At 69.8% G+C, this 15,446-nt stretch carries 13 protein-coding genes; 7 read left to right on the top strand and 6 right to left on the bottom strand.

What is annotated here, in order from left to right:
- Nucleotides 1–203: 203 nt before the first annotated feature.
- Complete coding sequence (locus tag ACZ60M_RS19765; RefSeq protein ID WP_465420072.1) at nt 204–845, bottom strand: response regulator; 642 nt, start codon at nt 843–845, stop codon at nt 204–206.
- Nucleotides 842–1,711, bottom strand: a complete 870-nt coding sequence (locus ACZ60M_RS19760; protein WP_465420071.1) for a sensor histidine kinase — start codon at nt 1,709–1,711, stop codon at nt 842–844. Before ACZ60M_RS19760 ends, ACZ60M_RS19765 begins: the two co-directional genes overlap by 4 nt.
- A 119-nt stretch (nt 1,712–1,830) precedes the next feature.
- Here ACZ60M_RS19760 and ACZ60M_RS19755 point away from each other — a divergent pair, with 119 nt between their 5' ends.
- From ACZ60M_RS19755 to ACZ60M_RS19745, 3 genes are all read left to right on the top strand, one after another.
- Nucleotides 1,831–2,577 carry an ABC transporter ATP-binding protein gene (locus tag ACZ60M_RS19755; protein WP_465420068.1) on the top strand — a complete coding sequence of 249 codons (747 nt, stop codon included), beginning with the start codon at nt 1,831–1,833 and terminating at the stop codon, nt 2,575–2,577.
- Nucleotides 2,574–3,329, top strand: coding sequence for an ABC transporter permease (locus ACZ60M_RS19750; protein WP_465420065.1), 756 nt, complete (start codon nt 2,574–2,576; stop codon nt 3,327–3,329). Before ACZ60M_RS19755 ends, ACZ60M_RS19750 begins: the two co-directional genes overlap by 4 nt.
- Before the next feature lie 197 nt (nt 3,330–3,526).
- Nucleotides 3,527–4,549, top strand: a complete 1,023-nt coding sequence (locus tag ACZ60M_RS19745; RefSeq protein ID WP_465420064.1) for an L-type lectin family protein — start codon at nt 3,527–3,529, stop codon at nt 4,547–4,549.
- Nucleotides 4,550–4,603: 54 nt separating this feature from the next.
- Here ACZ60M_RS19745 and ACZ60M_RS19740 read toward each other — a convergent pair whose 3' ends face one another.
- Complete coding sequence (locus ACZ60M_RS19740; RefSeq protein ID WP_465420062.1) at nt 4,604–5,989, bottom strand: NAD(P)H-quinone dehydrogenase; 1,386 nt, start codon at nt 5,987–5,989, stop codon at nt 4,604–4,606.
- A 61-nt stretch (nt 5,990–6,050) separates the two neighbouring features.
- Here ACZ60M_RS19740 and ACZ60M_RS19735 point away from each other — a divergent pair, with 61 nt between their 5' ends.
- Nucleotides 6,051–6,494 (top strand): gamma-glutamylcyclotransferase family protein, encoded by a 444-nt coding sequence (locus tag ACZ60M_RS19735; RefSeq protein ID WP_465420061.1) that lies wholly within the window; start codon nt 6,051–6,053, stop codon nt 6,492–6,494.
- A gap of 58 nt (nt 6,495–6,552) precedes the next feature.
- On the opposite strand, the gene ACZ60M_RS19730 is transcribed toward ACZ60M_RS19735, so the two are convergent.
- Both ACZ60M_RS19730 and ACZ60M_RS19725 read right to left on the bottom strand, forming a co-directional pair.
- The gene (locus ACZ60M_RS19730) at nt 6,553–7,866 is read right to left on the bottom strand and encodes an amidohydrolase (RefSeq protein WP_465420060.1); all 1,314 of its coding nucleotides are present in this window, start codon (nt 7,864–7,866) and stop codon (nt 6,553–6,555) included.
- Between the two features lie 390 nt (nt 7,867–8,256).
- A complete protein-coding gene (locus tag ACZ60M_RS19725; RefSeq protein ID WP_465420058.1) occupies nt 8,257–9,843 on the bottom strand; it encodes an acyl-CoA mutase large subunit family protein in 1,587 nt (528 codons plus the stop codon).
- Between the two features lie 214 nt (nt 9,844–10,057).
- Between ACZ60M_RS19725 and ACZ60M_RS19720 the strand changes: the two genes are divergently transcribed.
- Together ACZ60M_RS19720 and ACZ60M_RS19715 are read left to right on the top strand one after the other, a co-directional pair.
- Nucleotides 10,058–12,034 (top strand): serine/threonine-protein kinase, encoded by a 1,977-nt coding sequence (locus ACZ60M_RS19720; RefSeq protein ID WP_465420057.1) that lies wholly within the window; start codon nt 10,058–10,060, stop codon nt 12,032–12,034.
- Between the two features lie 56 nt (nt 12,035–12,090).
- Nucleotides 12,091–13,752: a phospho-sugar mutase gene (locus ACZ60M_RS19715; RefSeq protein ID WP_465420055.1), complete on the top strand. Its 1,662-nt coding sequence runs from the start codon at nt 12,091–12,093 to the stop codon at nt 13,750–13,752.
- Between the two features lie 51 nt (nt 13,753–13,803).
- Here ACZ60M_RS19715 and upp read toward each other — a convergent pair whose 3' ends face one another.
- A complete protein-coding gene (upp, locus tag ACZ60M_RS19710; RefSeq protein ID WP_465420054.1) occupies nt 13,804–14,436 on the bottom strand; it encodes a uracil phosphoribosyltransferase in 633 nt (210 codons plus the stop codon).
- A 93-nt stretch (nt 14,437–14,529) separates the two neighbouring features.
- Here upp and deoC point away from each other — a divergent pair, with 93 nt between their 5' ends.
- On the top strand, nt 14,530–15,444 hold the full coding sequence (gene deoC, locus ACZ60M_RS19705) for a deoxyribose-phosphate aldolase (protein ID WP_465420052.1): 915 nt from the start codon (nt 14,530–14,532) through the stop codon (nt 15,442–15,444).
- Nucleotides 15,445–15,446 lie beyond the last annotated feature (2 nt).

Here is a 15,446-nt window from a genome sequence, read left to right as displayed (position 1 = left end):
TCCCACTTTCGCCGCCAGTCCTGCCAGGACCGGTTCGCCACTCCGCACTTCCTCCGCCACCGGCGAAGCAGCTGTTTTTGATATCTACAATCACAGGTTCGGCACAGGTTGCCAAGAACTATTTTTTACCTGTGGATAACTTTGTGAGTGTTTGTTATTTTGCCTGTTCGGGTGTGGTGGAGTTATCCACAGGGTGGCGCTGGCTAGTTTCTTGCGTCTCTTGCGAGCATCGCCGCCTGGACCCGGTTCGTGCAGCCGAGCTTCGCGAGGACCCGGCTGACGTAGGTCTTCACGGTCGCCTCGCTCATGTGGACTCTGCTCGCGATCTCCGCGTTCGAGAGGCCCTCGGCCACGGCTTCGAGGACCTCGCGTTCGCGGGCGGCGAGCCTGGCGACCCGTTCCACCGCGTCGCGCCGCCGCGGGGCCGATTCGGGGGCCACGAGGCCGAGCACCATTCGCGTCACCACCGGCGACAGGTACGCCTCCCCCGCCGCGACCGCTCGCACGGCGGTCACCAGTTCCTCTGGGGTGCAGGTCTTCAGCACGAACCCGGCCGCGCCCTGCGCCACCGCTGCCAGCACGTTCTCCTGGTCCCCGAAGGACGTCAGGATCAGCGCCCGAGTTTCGGGTGAGGCGGTGGCGAGGGGGACGAGGAGTTCCAGGCCGCCCGTTCCTGGCATTCGCAGGTCTAGCAGTGCCACCTCGGGGTGGTGTTCTGTTATTGCCGACAGGGCGTCTTGTCCGTTGTGGGCTACCGCCTGGACTGTTATTCCTGCCGATTCGAGGACTGTTCTGACTCCTTCTACCACCAGTGGTTCGTCGTCGGCGATTACTACGCTGGTCATCCGGTCTGGACTCCTGCGATCGAGGTGAGCGGGAGCAGCACCAGGAGCAGGACAACCGTGCCGATCGCCGCCGCTCGGGCGGCTCTCGGGAGGGGCGGGCGGGACGAGGGCAGGGGCAGCATCGCGCTCAGGCGGAACTTGTATGCGTCGGTGCGGTAGTCGAGCAGGCCTCCCGCGGCGTCTACGCGTTCTTGGAGGCCGACGATGCCGTGGCCTCCTGGGCCGTTCGGTGGGGTGGTTTTGGGGAGCGGGTTTTCTACTGCCACTAGTAGGGCGTCTTCCTCCCAGGTGATCGTCGCTCGGGCGGGCTTGCCCGGGGCGTGTTTCGCTGCGTTCGCCAGGCCTTCTTCGAGCACGGCGTAGGCGACGCGGGCGGTGACGGCGGGCAGCGCGGCGGGTTCGCCTTCGTGGCGCAGTTCGACGGGCACGCCTGTTTCGATGAATGCTGCGGCGAGGGTCGCCACTTCGGCATGGTCGAACCTGGTCGCCGGTTCGGAGCCGTTGCGCAGCAACGAGACGAGACCGTGAAGGTCTTCTACTGCGGCGCGTACGGTGTCGCCGACCTGTCTCGTTTCGGCGCGCCGGTCGGGATCGGCCTCGCGGACTTCCAGGGCCGCGACCTGGACGGCGGCGAGACCGAGTCGGCGGCCGATGCGGTCGTGCATGTCGCGGGCGAGGCGGAGCCGTTCGCGCGCTACCGCGACCTCCTGTTCACGCACGGACCTGCGGTACCGCTGCCACAGGGCGACGACGACGGCCCCGGCGAGCAGCGCGAGAATGCCCGCGGGGATCGGCCCGGCGGGGAGGGCGGCGAGGAGCGCGAACTCGGCCAGCACGATGGCTACGGCCGCGAGCAGACCTTTCATTCGGTCAGCCTACGCAGGGGCCGGTGGGCGGAGGGCCTGGCGGCGGGTTCACTTTCGTTGCTTTCTTCGGCTACTTCCGGCGACTGTTGCCTGGGGGTCGTGGTTTTTACGTTGGTCCTGTGATCGAAGTCAGGAATTTGACGAAGCGGTATCGCGGCGGCACGGCCGTCGACGATCTCTCATTCAATGTGGAGCCCGGTCGCGTCACCGGTTTCCTCGGACCCAACGGCGCGGGCAAGTCCACGACGATCCGGCTCATCCTGGGTCTGGACCGGCCCACCAGCGGGCTCGCCACAGTGCACGGGCGGCCGTACGCGTCGCTCGAGCGGCCGCTCACGGCGGTCGGGGCGCTCCTCGACGCCGGGGACCTGCATCCCCAGCGCAGTGTGCGGGAGCATCTGCGCTGGATCGCACGGACGAACGGCATCGGCGAGCGGCGGATCGTGGAGGTCCTGGAGGCGACCGGGATGGCCGGCGCGGCGCGCAAGCGCGCGAAGACGCTGTCTCTGGGGATGAAGCAGCGCCTCGGCGTCGCTGCGGCGCTCCTCGGGGACCCGCAGGTGCTGATCTTCGACGAGCCGGTGAACGGGCTCGACCCCGAAGGGGTGGTGTGGATCAGGAACCTCATGAAGGGACTCGCGGCGGAGGGCCGCACGGTGCTCGTGTCGAGCCATCTCATGTCGGAGATGGCGTTGACGGCCGAGCATCTGATCGTGATCGGGCGGGGCCGGCTGCTGGCCGATACCGCTACGGAGGCGTTCATCGCGGCCCATGCGTCGGCGGACGGCGGCGGGGCGAGCCTGGAGGAGGCGTTCATACGGTTGACGGGCGCGTCGGTCGAGTTCAAGTCGGGAGGTGCGCTGTGAGGGCGTTCGCGCAGGCGGTCTCGGCCGAGTGGGTGAAGATCCGCTCGGTCAGGTCCACAGTGGTGACTTTGGGTCTGTTCGCGTTCATCGCGCTCGGGCTCAGCTGGGTGATCGCGAACGGGTTCAGCCCGGGCGGCCCGGCGGCGGATGCGCTGCTGCCGGTGTTCTTCGCTCTGCTGACGGCGCAGCTGGTGCTCGTGACATTCGCTGTCGCGACCGTGGGGTCGGAGTTCTCGACGGGCACGATCCGGGCGTCGCTGGCGGCGGTGCCCTCGCGCGGGAGGCTGTTCGCGGCGAAGATGACGTCGCTCGGGCTCACGGTGGCCGTTGCGGCGCTGGTCGTGGAACTGGCGGTGTTCGGGCTGGTGCGGCTCCTGATCGGTGACGCGGCGGCGCCCATCGGCGAGTGGTGGACCGTGGAGTCGCTGCTGGGCGGCTGGATTCACCTGACGCTGCTGAGCGTGTTCACGGCATCGGTCGCAGTGATGCTGCGCAGCACCGTGGTGACGCTGTCGATCCTGCTGCCGGTGCTGTTCCTGTCAGGGCAGGGCCTGGGGAACCTGGAGGCGATCAAGCCGGTGGTGCAGTACTTCCCCGACCAGGTGGGCATGGTGATCATGCACATGACGCGGCCGGGCGATCCGCAGTTCGGGCGGGACTACGGCCCCTGGGAGGGGATAGCGATCCTGGTGCTCTGGACGGTGGCGGCGCTGGCGGGCGGCTGGTTGGCGATGCGGCGGCGGGATGCCTGAGCCGGGAGCCTGGGGGCCGCCGCGGCCCGCGTGCCGCGGCGGCCCACGGTGAACACTTGCTTGTAGACAGTGCACACTTACCCGAACAGAGTTCATCGCTCTTCGTGTTCATATAGCTTCATGCTGTAATCGGCTCGGGTTCGCCGGGCCGCGGACTTCGCGCGGGGTGCCGCGCAGCGCAGAACGAAGGAGCTCCAGTGAAACGCATTGCCAAGTTCGGGGCAGGTTCGATGATGCTCGCGGCGGCCCTCGCGGCCCTGCCCGCGACCGCCGGCGCCGAAGCCGCCGAAGCGAAGGAGGAGGCGAAGCAGCTGCTCCTCTCGGAGGACTTCACCGGCGACGAGGTGACCGACCCGGACCTCAACTCGCTCAACGCGTGCCTGACGGCGGCCACCGTCGTCGGCGGCGAGGACGAGTTCGACTCCTGCTCCGACCAGGCCACCGGGCCCGTGCCCGAGTCCGGCAAGGCCCCCGGCTACCTCCAGCTCACCGACACCGGCCACTACGACACCGGCGCCGCCATCTACAACGAGGCCCTGCCTTCCGGGAACGGCATCGAGGTGACCTTCTCGCAGTACCAGTACGGCGGGACCGGCGCCGACGGCATCGCGTTCTTCCTCGTCGACGGCGGCACGGACCTCACCGAGACCGGCGCGTTCGGCGGCAGCCTCGGCTACGCCCAGTTCAACGCCAACGGCAACGTCCTCGAAGGCATCGACGGCGGCTACCTCGGCCTCGGCCTCGACGCCTGGGGGAACTTCTCGGCCGACACCGAAGGCCGCGGCAACGGCTGCCCCGAAGGCGAGCAGGCGCCCCCGTACCTGCAGATCGAGACCAACAAGGCGCCCGACAACGTCGCGCTGCGCGGCCCCGGCCAGGGCCACGAGGGCTACTGCCTGCTCGCCACCACCGCCACCGACGAGAAGATCGGCACCTACTCCGCGGGCGACATCTACGGCACGGACTTCCCCGCGAGCCTCCGCGGCACGTCGCTCGACGACGCCAAGCGCCTCGTGAAGCTCAAGGTCCTGCCCGAGAACGGGCACGCGGACGTCACCGTCGACATCGACTTCCAGGACGGCAACGGCTGGGTCCGGATCCTCGATGCTGAAGTGCCCGAGACCCTGCCCGAGACGTTCAAGTTCGGGTTCGCCTCCTCCACCGGCGGCGCCACCGACGTGCACCTCGTCCGCCACCTGCGGGTCGAATCCTTCAAGTAGCACAGGAACGAAAAGGGGCCCGCGGCATCCGCCGCGGGCCCTTTTTTGGCTGTGTCAGAACTCCATGAGCTGGCGGGCGGCCTCGGCTACCGAGCCCGACAGCGACGGGTAGATCGTGAACGTCCGCGCGACCTGCTCGACCGTGAGGCGCTGCTCCACGGCCAGTGCGATCGGGGTGATGAGCTCGGAGGCGCGGGAGCCGACGACGACGCCGCCAGCGACGATGCCGGAGGAGTTCCAGGCGAAGAGCTTCACGAAGCCCTCGGTGCGGTCGACCATCTTGGCGCGGGGGTTGGAGGCGAACGGGAGGAGGACGCCGCGGCAGTCGACCTTGCCGGAGTCGACGTCGGCCTGGGTCACGCCGACGGAGGCGAGCTCGGGGTCGGTGAACACGTTGGCGGCGACGTGGGCGAGTTTGATGGGGCGGACGGCTTCGCCGAGGGCGTGCCAGATGGCGATGCGGCCCTGCATGGCGGCGACGGAGGCGAGGGCGTGGACGCCGGTCACGTCGCCCGCGGCGTAGACGCCGGGGACGTTGGTGCGGGAGACCTTGTCGACGGGGATGAACCCGCGCTCATCGATCTGGATGCCGTAGTTGTGGAGGCCGAGGTTGTCGGAGTTGGGGATGGAGCCGACGCAGATGAGGGCGTGGGTGCCTTCGATGACGGTGCCGTCGTCGAGTTCGACTTCGACGCCGGTCTCGGTGCGGCGGGCGGCGGCGGCGCGGGAGTGGTTGCGGACGTCCATGCCGCGGCGGACGAAGACTCGCCCGACGGTCTCGGCGGCTTCGGCGTCTTCGTGGGGCATGACGCGGTCGCGGGAGGAGATGAGGGTGACGTTGGAGCCCATGGCGAGGTACGCGGAGGCGAACTCGGCGCCGGTGACGCCGGAGCCGACGACGATGAGGTGCTCGGGGAGTTCCTTGAGGTCGTAGAGCTGGCGCCAGGTGAGGATGCGTTCGCCGTCGACGGGGGCGGAGGTGAGGGTGCGGGGGGTGGCGCCGGTGGCGATGAGGACGATGTCGGCGTCGGTGTCGTAGGGGTCGCCTTCGAGGGGGACGACGTGGAGTTCGTGGAGGTAGTTGTAGCCCTTGTCGACGCGGAGCGCCCCGCGGCCGTAGACGATGTCGACGCCGGCGTTGACGAGTTTCTGGGCGATGTCGGCGGACTGCTGGGTGGCGAGGCGGCGGACGCGGCCGTTGACGGCGGCGGGGTCGGCGGTGGCTTCTTTGGTGCCGACGCCGAGTTCCGAGGACTCGTGGATCTCGGTGAGGACGGCGGAGGCGGCGATGAAGGTCTTGGAGGGGACGCAGTCGGAGAGGACGCAGGCGCCGCCTGCACCGGTGTTCTCGATGAGGGTGACGTCGGCGCCGAGTTGGGCCGCTACGAGGGCGGCTTCGTACCCGGCGGGGCCTCCGCCGATGATCGCTACTCGTGCCACGGTGCGCCTTTCGGTGTGCGGGATGCTTCAGTGCGGGCTGGTTTAAGGGTATCTTCGAGTCGTGCATCTCTATGCCGCGTATGGCTCGAATCTCGACCCTGCCCGAATGCGCGCCACGTGCCCGCGGTCGCCGCTGGTGGGCACGGGGTGGTTGGAAGGCTGGCGCCTGACGTTCGGCAACGCTGATCTGGGTTCGGAGTCGGCGGTCGCCACCGTGGTGGAGTCGCCGGGCGAGCGGGTGTTCGTGGCGCTCTACGACCTGGACCCGGCCGACCGGCAGGTCCTGGACGAGCTCGAGGGCCTGAACTCGGGGCTGTACCGGAAGATGCACACCCAGGCGGCGACGCTGGAGGCGAACCGCCAGGTGTGGCTGTACGTGTTCGAGGGTTTCGAGGGCGGCCTGCCGAGCCAGTGGTACCTGGACGAGATCATGCGCGCGGCCGAGGCGGCCGGCGCCCCCCAGGACTATGTCGAGACGCTGCGGAAGCGCCCCACTGCAGAGTGACTTCTCGTAGACCGAAAGGGGGAGCCGCTTCGCGGCTCCCCCTTTCGGTTCGCGGGTCTTAGAAGGCCGGGCTGGCGGCCGCGGCGAGGACCGTGTGGGTCATGACGCGGATGCCGTGGCCGAGGGCGGCCTCGTCGATGTCGAAGTTGCCCTGGTGGATGTCGAGGCGTTCGCCGGGGCGGCCGACGCCGAGGCGGGCCATGGCGCCGGGGACCTGCTCGAGGTAGTACGCGAAGTCCTCGCCGCCCATGGACATGGGCGCTTCGGCGACGGCTTCGTCGCCGAGCGCGGCAGCGGTGGCCCCGGCGAACATGGCGGAGGCGAGGCGGTCGTTGACGACGGGCGGGACGCCGCGGCGGTAGTCGATCTCGCATTCGACGCCGGAGGCGCGGGCCACGGAGCGGGTGACCTCCTGGACGAGGTCGGGGATCATGTCCCAGGTCTCGCGGCCGTGGACGCGGACGGTGGCGCGCGCGAGCGCCTCCTGCGGGATCGCGTTGGCGGCTTCGCCGGCCTGGACGGCGCCGAAGACGATGGCGACGGACTGGCGCGGGTCGAGGCGGCGGTTCACGAGCGCGGGCACGTCGACGACGACGCGGCCGATGGCGTTGACGAGGTCGGAGGTGAGGTGCGGGCGGGAGGTGTGCCCGCCGCGGCCGGTCATGCGGACCTCCATGACGTCGCACGCGGCCGTCAAGGGCCCGTTGCGGACGGCGATCTTCCCGGCCGGGAACTGGGGGTCGCAGTGGAACGCGAAGATCGCGGCGACGTCGGTGAGCGCCCCGTACTTGATCATGGTGGGCGCGCCGGACGGGAACTGCTCCTCGGAGGGCTGGAAGATCAGCCGGAAGCGGCCGGGGAGGCCTTCGACGCGTTCGAGTTCGGCGAGGACGCGGCCGAGCCCGATGAGCATGGCCGTGTGGGCGTCGTGGCCGCAGGCGTGGGTGACGCCGTCGACGGTGGAGCGGTACGGGACCTGCTTGGGGTCGTGGATCGGCAGGGCGTCCATGTCGGCGCGGATGGCGATGACGCGGTCGCCGGTGCCGATGTCGCAGGTGAGACCGGTGCCGTCGGGGATGAGCTGCGGGTCGAGCCCGGCTTCGGCGAGGCGCGCGGCGACGTAGTTCGCGGTGTCGTGCTCCTGGCGGGAGAGGCGCGGGTTCGCGTGGATGTGGCGGCGGGCCGCGATGACCTCGCCCGCGTGGGCGGCCAGCCAGCCGTCCAGGAACTCGGGCAGCGACGTGGACATGGGCTGCTCCTCAGCGGGATCGCCGGAATGGTCGAACGAGGGGAGGGCGCCGGGTACCACGAGACACGATTCGGGCGCGATCGCGCTCGGCAGCGGCTCATTGGACTTTGTGGCGGTACCCATCTCGACGACTTTCTCCGCAGTGAGCGTAAACATTCCTTCGCGCCTCGCTATTCGCGTTCGAGGATCAAAGCCAATGGAGGGCGATCCGGCAAGCTTAATCCGATCGCGCTCCGTTGCGGCCAGCGCCGTGATTTGCGACGCCCGCCTGCCGTCCTGCTGGTCCCCGCGCCAGTGGTGACGGCTCTGCGACGTGCGGTCACGGTATTGGAGCCGTACCCGCCGTCATGAGGCATAACGCTTGCCGAGCCGATAAGTTACGGCCGCGATCCGGTTTTCATACAGAACACGGACGCGCATGTCGGGCATGACGCGTCCGCGGACCAGTGTTTCCCGGGATCGGGTTTTCGGCGACAGACGCATTGTGCGCTTCGCCTGTGGGTGACGGTGCGGTCACCAATTGTCGGTGGGTACGTACCGTCCCCATTCGGCGGCGAGTGCGGTGCAGACTTCGCCGACGGTGGCGCCCAGTGCGAGGGCGTCTTTGAGGGGGTAGAGGACGTTGGCGGTGCCTGCGGCGGCGGCGGTGACGGCGGCGAGTGCGGCGCTGAGGGCTTGGGGGTCGCGGGCGGCGCGGTGGTGGGCGAGGCGGGCGGTTTGGGCGGCTTCGATGGCGGGGTCGACTTTGAGGGGCTGGTAGGGGGCTTCGGCGTCTTTGAGGGTGTAGGCGTTGACGCCGACGACGGTCTGCTCGCCGGAGTCGATGCGTTTGGCGGTCTCGTAGGCGCTGCGTTCGATTTCGCTCTTCTGGAATCCGGCTTCGATGGCGGCGACGGCGGAGCCGTGGGCGAAGACGGCGTCGATGAGGCGGAGGGTTTCGGCTTCGATTTCGTCGGTGAGGGCTTCGACGGCGTAGGAGCCGGCGAAGGGGTCGACGGTGTCGGTGAGGTCGGTTTCGGCTGCGATGACCTGCTGGGTGCGGAGGGCGAGGCGGGCGGAGGTGTCGGTGGGGAGGGCGATGGCTTCGTCGTAGGCGTTGGTGTGGAGGGATTGGGTGCCGCCGAGGACGGCGGCGAGGGCTTGGACGGTGACGCGGGCGAGGTTGACTTCGGGTTGCTGTGCGGTGAGTTCGACGCCGGCGGTCTGGGTGTGGAAGCGGAGTTTCATGGAGCGTGGGTCTTCGGCGCCGAAGCGGTCGCGCATGATGTGGGCCCAGATGCGGCGGGCGGCGCGGAATTTGGCGACTTCGGTGAGGATGCGGGAGCGGGCGACGAAGAAGAAGGAGAGGCGGGGGGCGATGGCGTCGACGTGGAGTCCGGCGTTGAGGGCGCAGTCGACGTATTCGATGCCGTCGGCGAGGGTGAAGGCGAGTTCTTGCGCGGGGGTGGCTCCGGCTTCGGCCATGTGGTAGCCGGAGATGGAGATCGTGTTCCATTGCGGGAGTTCGGCGGCGCAGTAGGCGAAGGTGTCGGCGACGAGGCGGAGGCTGGGGGCGGGCGGGAATATGTAGGTGCCGCGGGCGATGTATTCCTTGAGGATGTCGTTCTGGATGGTGCCGCGGAGTTTGGCGGGGTCGGCGCCTTGTTCTTCGGCGACGAGCTGGTAGAGCAGGAGGAGGACGGCGGCGGGGGCGTTGATGGTCATGGAGGTGGAGACTTCGTCGAGGGGGATGCCTCCGAAGAGGACGCGCATGTCGGCGAGGGAGTCGATGGCGACGCCGACTTTGCCGACTTCGCCTGCGGCTTCGGGTGCGTCGGAGTCGTAGCCCATCTGGGTGGGGAGGTCGAAGGCGACGGAGAGGCCGGTGGTGCCGGCTTCGAGGAGGTCGCGGTATCGGCGGTTGGATTCGGCGGCGGTGGCGAAGCCGGCGTACTGGCGCATGGTCCAGGGTTTGGAGGTGTACATGGTGGGGTGGACGCCGCGCGTGTAGGGGAAGGACCCGGGTTCGCCGAGTCGTTCCGGGAGGTCCGCCGCGGCGTCTTGGGGTCGGTATACGGGCCGGATCTCGATCCCGTCGCGGCCTTGCGGTGTGGACTGCATGGCTGCCATCCTAGGGGTCGAACCGTGTCTCCGGGAAGGTCCGACCCGTTCCCGGCGGCGCTGTCGTGCCCGTGCTGCCTGCCCCTAACGTGACGGTTGACTAGCGGTTATCCAAACAGCCTCGGCGAAGCTTGCGAGCCGTAATTGGGCCCGGTACCGACCGGGTGGCCCGGACACGGCAAACTAGTGGGGATCCCTCGCGAGGAGTGGCCGAATGACGTACTCATCTGACTACGGTCGCGGTGGTCCCGGCGCATATGAGGACCCCCGCCCCGGCGCGGTGCCGACCCCTCGGTACTCACAGGAACCCCAAGGGCCCCAGTCGAACTACGGTTCGGAGCTCGGCGGCGCCGATCCGCATCCGTCTTTCGGGGCGGCTGGTTTTCAGAGGCACAGCACGGGGTCTGATCCCTATCGTTCGGAGCGCCCCGACCCGCGTTCGAACCCGGGTTTCAACCGGGACGCGTACGGCGGGGACTCGTACGGGGACTCCTCGTACCGGCATTCGTCGTCGTACGGCAACTACGGGAACCTGGGCCAGAGTTTCGCGGTCGGCGGGCAGGGCGACCGCCCCGGCGGCCCTGCGGGTACGGGCAACCGGGCCGGGCCCGGGGACCTCGTCGCCGACCGGTACCGGCTCGTGGACCTGGTCGGCAAGGGCGGCAACGGGTCGGTGTGGCGCGCCCAGGACACGGTGCTGCGCCGCGAGGTGGCGCTCAAAGAGGTGTTCCTGCCGCCGGACCTGCCCGCGCCTGAGCGCGCGCAGCTCATCGACCGGTCGCGGCGGGAGGCGCAGATCGCAGCGGCGCTGTCGCACCCGTCGATCATCCGGATCTTCGACGTGGTCGAGCACGCCGGGCTGCCTTGGATCGTCATGGAGCTCCTGCAGGCCCGCAGCCTCGCGGAGATCCTGACGCAGGACGGGCCGCTCGCGCCGCGTGTCGCGGCGAAGATCGGGCTCGCGCTCGTCGGCGCGCTGCAGGCCGCGCACGACGCGGGGATCATCCACCGGGACATCAAACCGGGGAACGTGCTCATCTCGACGGACGGGCGGTGCGTCCTCTCCGATTTCGGTGCGGCGCAGCAGCACCAGGTGTCGGGCGGGACCACGCCGGGCAAGGTGCTCGGGTCGGCGCACTACATCGCGCCCGAGCGGGCCGTGGGCCACCCGGCCGAGCCCGCTTCTGACGTGTTCAGCCTCGGCGTGACCTTGTACGCGGCCGTCGAGGGCCGCCCGCCGTTCGACCGCGGCGACGCGGTCTCGACGATGCGCGCGGTCGTCCAGGAACCGCCCGAGAGCCCCCGCCACGCCGGGCCGCTGACGCCGCTCATCGGCGGGATGCTCGCGAAGGACCCGCAGCAGCGCGCGCCGCTGCCGCAGGTCCGCCAGGAACTCCAGGTGCTGCTGGCCGGGCCGCTCGGCACCGGCGGCATCCCGCAGCAGTCCCCGCCGTTCCAGCGGCAGGCGGCCTACGAGGACGCCCCGCCGCCGCGCACCGGCGCCAGGCCGCAGGTGCGGGAACCCGAACCTGAGCCAGAACAGGGCGGGAACGTCTGGAAGTCCGCTTCGGTCATCGCCGTGTGCGTGCTGCTCGTGCTCGTCCTCGGCTGGGGCGCCTACAAGTTCCTCCTCGGCGACACCGGCAGCGGCTCGGGCGGCGAGGAGCCGAGCGCATCGGAGAGCGCCGCCGAAGAGCCGTCCAGTGAGGGCGCCGAGTCCGAAGGGACCGAGGGCGAAGCAGGCCCCGCGTTCGAGACCAAGACGTACGAAGGGGACGGGTTCACCGCGAACTACCCCGCCGACTGGGTCGAAGGCCAAGGCGGCGAAGGGTACGTGCTGTTCTACAACCCCGAGGACGACACCCAGTGGGTGCGGTTCTACTCCGGGTTCAGCCACGACTTCGACACCGACGAGGCCTACCTCGAGGACTACTGGGACGGCCTCCCGGAGTCCATGGAGGAGCTCGACCAGATCCAGCTCGCCGACACGACGATCGCAGGGATGGACGGCGCGGTCCTGGAGTACACCGGCACGAACAACGACAACGGGGCCGAGCGGCACTCGATCTGGTCGCTCGTCTACGACGGCGACGCCGCCTCGTTCGGCGTGTTCGTCTCCGGCGACGCCGATACATGGGACCTATCACAGCAGGTGTATGACGAGGCTGCGGCGTCGTTCCAGACCGGCTGAGGCCACACCGTCCACAACAGGTGCCTCCCGTCATGCGGATATGCGACGATTTCCGCATGACCGAGGAGACGACCAACCTGGATGCGCTGCGCGCCGACGTGCTGCAGTGGATCACCGACGACCCTGACAAGACCTCCCGGGACGAGCTGTACCGGCTGCTCGACGGCCTCCCCGCGACGGCCCCCGAGCTCGCCGACCGCTTCGCCGGGCGGCTGAAGTTCGGCACCGCCGGGCTGCGCGGGCCCCTGCGGGCCGGACCGAACGGCATGAACCTCGCCGTCGTGCGCGCCGCCGCCGCCGGGCTCGTCAACTGGCTCGACGCCAAGGACGCCGAAGGCCCCGTGGTCATCGGCTACGACGCCCGCCACGGCAGCCGCGAGTTCGCCGCCGAGACCGCCCGCGTCGTCACCGGGTCGGGGCGCCGCGCCCTCGTCATGCCCGGGACGCTCCCGACGCCCGTGACCGCCTACGCCGTCACCAAACTCGAGGCCGCGGCCGCCGTCCAGGTCACCGCCAGCCACAACCCGCCGCAGGACAACGGCTACAAGGTCTACCTCGGCCGCGAGCTCGGCGGGGACCTCGGCGCCGGCGCCCAGATCGTCCCGCCCGCCGACACCGAGATCGAGGCCGCGATCGAAGCGCTCGGCCCGCTCTCGGAGGTCCCGCTGGGCGACGAGGGCGAGACCCTCGACGAGTCCATCGTGGAGCAGTACCTGACCGCGATCGCCTCCGTCGTCGACCCCGACGACCCCAAGCGCCTCGCCTCGGTCGCCACCCCGATGCACGGCGTCGGCGGCGCCACCCTCGTCAAAGCGATGGAGCGGGCCGGTTTCCCGGCCCCGACGCTCGTCGCCGACCAGGCCGAACCCGACGCCGACTTCCCCACCGTCGCCTTCCCCAACCCGGAGGAGCCCGGCGCGATCGACCGGCTCAAGGCCCTCGCGGTCGAGGAGGGCGCCGACGTCGCGCTCGCCCTCGACCCCGACGCCGACCGCTGCTCCGTGGCCGTCCCCGCAGGCGACGGCGAATGGCGCCAGCTCTCGGGCAACGAAGTGGGCGTGCTCCTGGCCGACCACTGGATGCGCAAGGGCCGCAAGGGCACCTACGCCACCACGATCGTGTCCACCACGCAGCTCAAGGCGATGTGCGAGAAGCGCGGCTTCGGCTACATGGAGACCCTCACCGGCTTCAAATGGCTCGCCCGCACCAGCGCCGACCTCGCGTTCGCGTTCGAAGAGGCCCTCGGCTACTGCGTCGCCCCCGAGTTCCTGCGCGACAAGGACGGCATCTCCGCGTCCCTCGTCGTCGCCGAGATCGCCGCCGGGCAGGCCGCCCGCATGGCGACCCTGCAGGACCGGCTCGACGAGCTCGCCGAGGAGTTCGGCGTCTACGAGACCGGGCAGCTCTCCGTCCGCGTCGAGGACCTCAGCGAGATCGACGCGTGCATGAAGCGCCTGCGCGCCCACCAGCCGACGTCGCTGCTCGACGAGCCCGTCACCGAGTACCTCGACCGGCTCCCCGACGCCGACGTCGTCACCGTGACGACCGCGAACGCCCGGGTCGTGTGCCGCCCCTCCGGCACCGAGCCGAAGCTCAAGGCGTACCTCGAAGTCCGCGAGGACGTCGGCGGCGACCTGCCCGCGGCCCGCGAGCGGGCCCGCGCCTCCGTCGAGGCCCTGAAGGCCGAGATCGCGGCCGTCCTCGGCGTCCCGCACTAGCAGCGAGCACGGAAAAGGGGGCCCTTTCGGGGGCCCCCTTTTTTTGGTGCTCTAGAAGCGGCGGTAGGCGCCGAACTGGCGGTCGCCCGCGTCCCCGAGGCCGGGGACGATGTAGGCCTTGTCGTTGAGGATCGGGTCCACGGCGGCGGTCGTCATCTTCATCCCGATGCCCGACGCGGCGAGCTTCTCGATGCCGTCCGGCGCGCACAGCACGCTGATCAGGTCGATGTCGGTGCAGCCGCGGGCGGCGATCATCTCGCAGCAGCGCAGCAGCGACCCGCCGGTGGCGACCATCGGGTCCAGCACGATCACGTGCCGCCCCGTCAGGTCGTCCGGCAGCGACTCCATGTACGCGTACGGCTCGTGCGTCTCCTCGTCGCGGGCCAGGCCCACGAACCCCATCGACGCGTCCGGGATCATCGCCTGCGCCGCGTCGGCCATGCCGAGCCCGGCGCGCAGCACCGGGACGAGCAGCGGCGGGTTCCCGAGCCGGTAGCCCTTGGCCGGGGCCACGGGCGTCCGGATCTCGTATTCGGTCACGGCCACGTCGCGCGTGGCCTCGTAGACGAGCATTGTTGTGAGCTCGTGCAGGGCAGCCCGGAACCTAGGAGAGTCCGAGCGCTCGTCCCGCATGGCGGTAAGCCGTTCTGCGGCGAGCGGGTGTTCGACGATCTTGACATCCACGGTTCCCAACCTTAACGCCCTGTTCGCCGCGCTAATGTGAGCCAGTCGCCACACTCTGAACTTCACGTCACAGCGAACGGATACCATCGGGTCATGGGATCAATTTTGAGCGGCGTCGAGGCCGCGTCCCTCGTCCGCGCCCTCCCCGGCGTCGACGCGGTAGGCCTCGAAGCGCGCGCGGCGGGGCTCGCCACCCGCTCCGTCAAAGCGGACGCGAAGGCGAAGGCCATCGACCTCGCCATCAGCATGATCGACCTCACCACGCTGGAAGGCGCCGATACGCCCGGCAAGGTCCGGTCGCTCGCGGCCAAGGCCGTACGGCCCGACGGCGACGCGCCCCCCACCGCGGCGGTCTGCGTCTACCCGTCGATGGTCGCCATCGCCGCTGAGGCCGTCAAGGGCTCCCCGGTGAAGGTCGCCTCGGTCGCGACCGGCTTCCCGGCCGGGCAGGTGCCCCTCGACGTGCGGCTCGCCGACACCGAGGCCGCCGTGCGCGCCGGAGCCGACGAGATCGACATGGTCATCAGCCGCGGCGCCTACCTGTCGGGCGATCTGGAACGGGTGTTCCACGAGATCAAGGCCGTCAAAGCCGCGTCCGGCGACGCCCGCCTCAAGGTCATCCTCGAGACCGGCGAACTCGTCACCTACGACGACGTGCGCCGCGCCTCCTGGCTCGCCATGTACGCCGGGGCCGACTTCATCAAGACCTCCACCGGCAAGGTCGGCGTCAACGCCACACTGCCCGTGACCCTCCTGATGATGCAGGCCGTGCGCGACTACCGGGCCCTCACGGGCGTCCAGGTCGGCGTCAAGCCCGCGGGCGGCATCCGCAACACCAAGGACGCCATCAAATACCTGGTGTGCGTCAACGAGGTCCTCGGCGACGACTGGCTCTCCAACGAGTGGTTCCGCTTCGGCGCCTCCAGCCTCCTCAACGACCTGCTCATGCAGCGCCAGAAGCTCACAACCGGCCACTACTCCGGCCCCGACTACGTGACGGTGGACTAAGC

It is taken from the genome of Glycomyces sp. NPDC050141, assembly GCF_055586545.1.
The sequence above is the reverse complement of the archived record's forward strand: the minus strand, read 5'-3'. Positions and strand labels throughout refer to the sequence as shown.

Excerpts from the sequence above, each read along its gene's own strand:
- ACZ60M_RS19765 (WP_465420072.1), bottom strand. The coding sequence starts at position 845 with ATGACCAGCGTAGTAATCGCCGACGACGAACCACTGGTGGTAGAAGGA.
- ACZ60M_RS19760 (WP_465420071.1), bottom strand. The coding sequence starts at position 1,711 with ATGAAAGGTCTGCTCGCGGCCGTAGCCATCGTGCTGGCCGAGTTCGCG.
- ACZ60M_RS19730 (WP_465420060.1), bottom strand. The coding sequence starts at position 7,866 with ATGGGTACCGCCACAAAGTCCAATGAGCCGCTGCCGAGCGCGATCGCG.
- ACZ60M_RS19725 (WP_465420058.1), bottom strand. The coding sequence starts at position 9,843 with ATGCAGTCCACACCGCAAGGCCGCGACGGGATCGAGATCCGGCCCGTA.
- ACZ60M_RS19720 (WP_465420057.1), top strand. The coding sequence starts at position 10,058 with ATGACGTACTCATCTGACTACGGTCGCGGTGGTCCCGGCGCATATGAG.
- ACZ60M_RS19715 (WP_465420055.1), top strand. The coding sequence starts at position 12,091 with ATGACCGAGGAGACGACCAACCTGGATGCGCTGCGCGCCGACGTGCTG.
- deoC (WP_465420052.1), top strand. The coding sequence starts at position 14,530 with ATGGGATCAATTTTGAGCGGCGTCGAGGCCGCGTCCCTCGTCCGCGCC.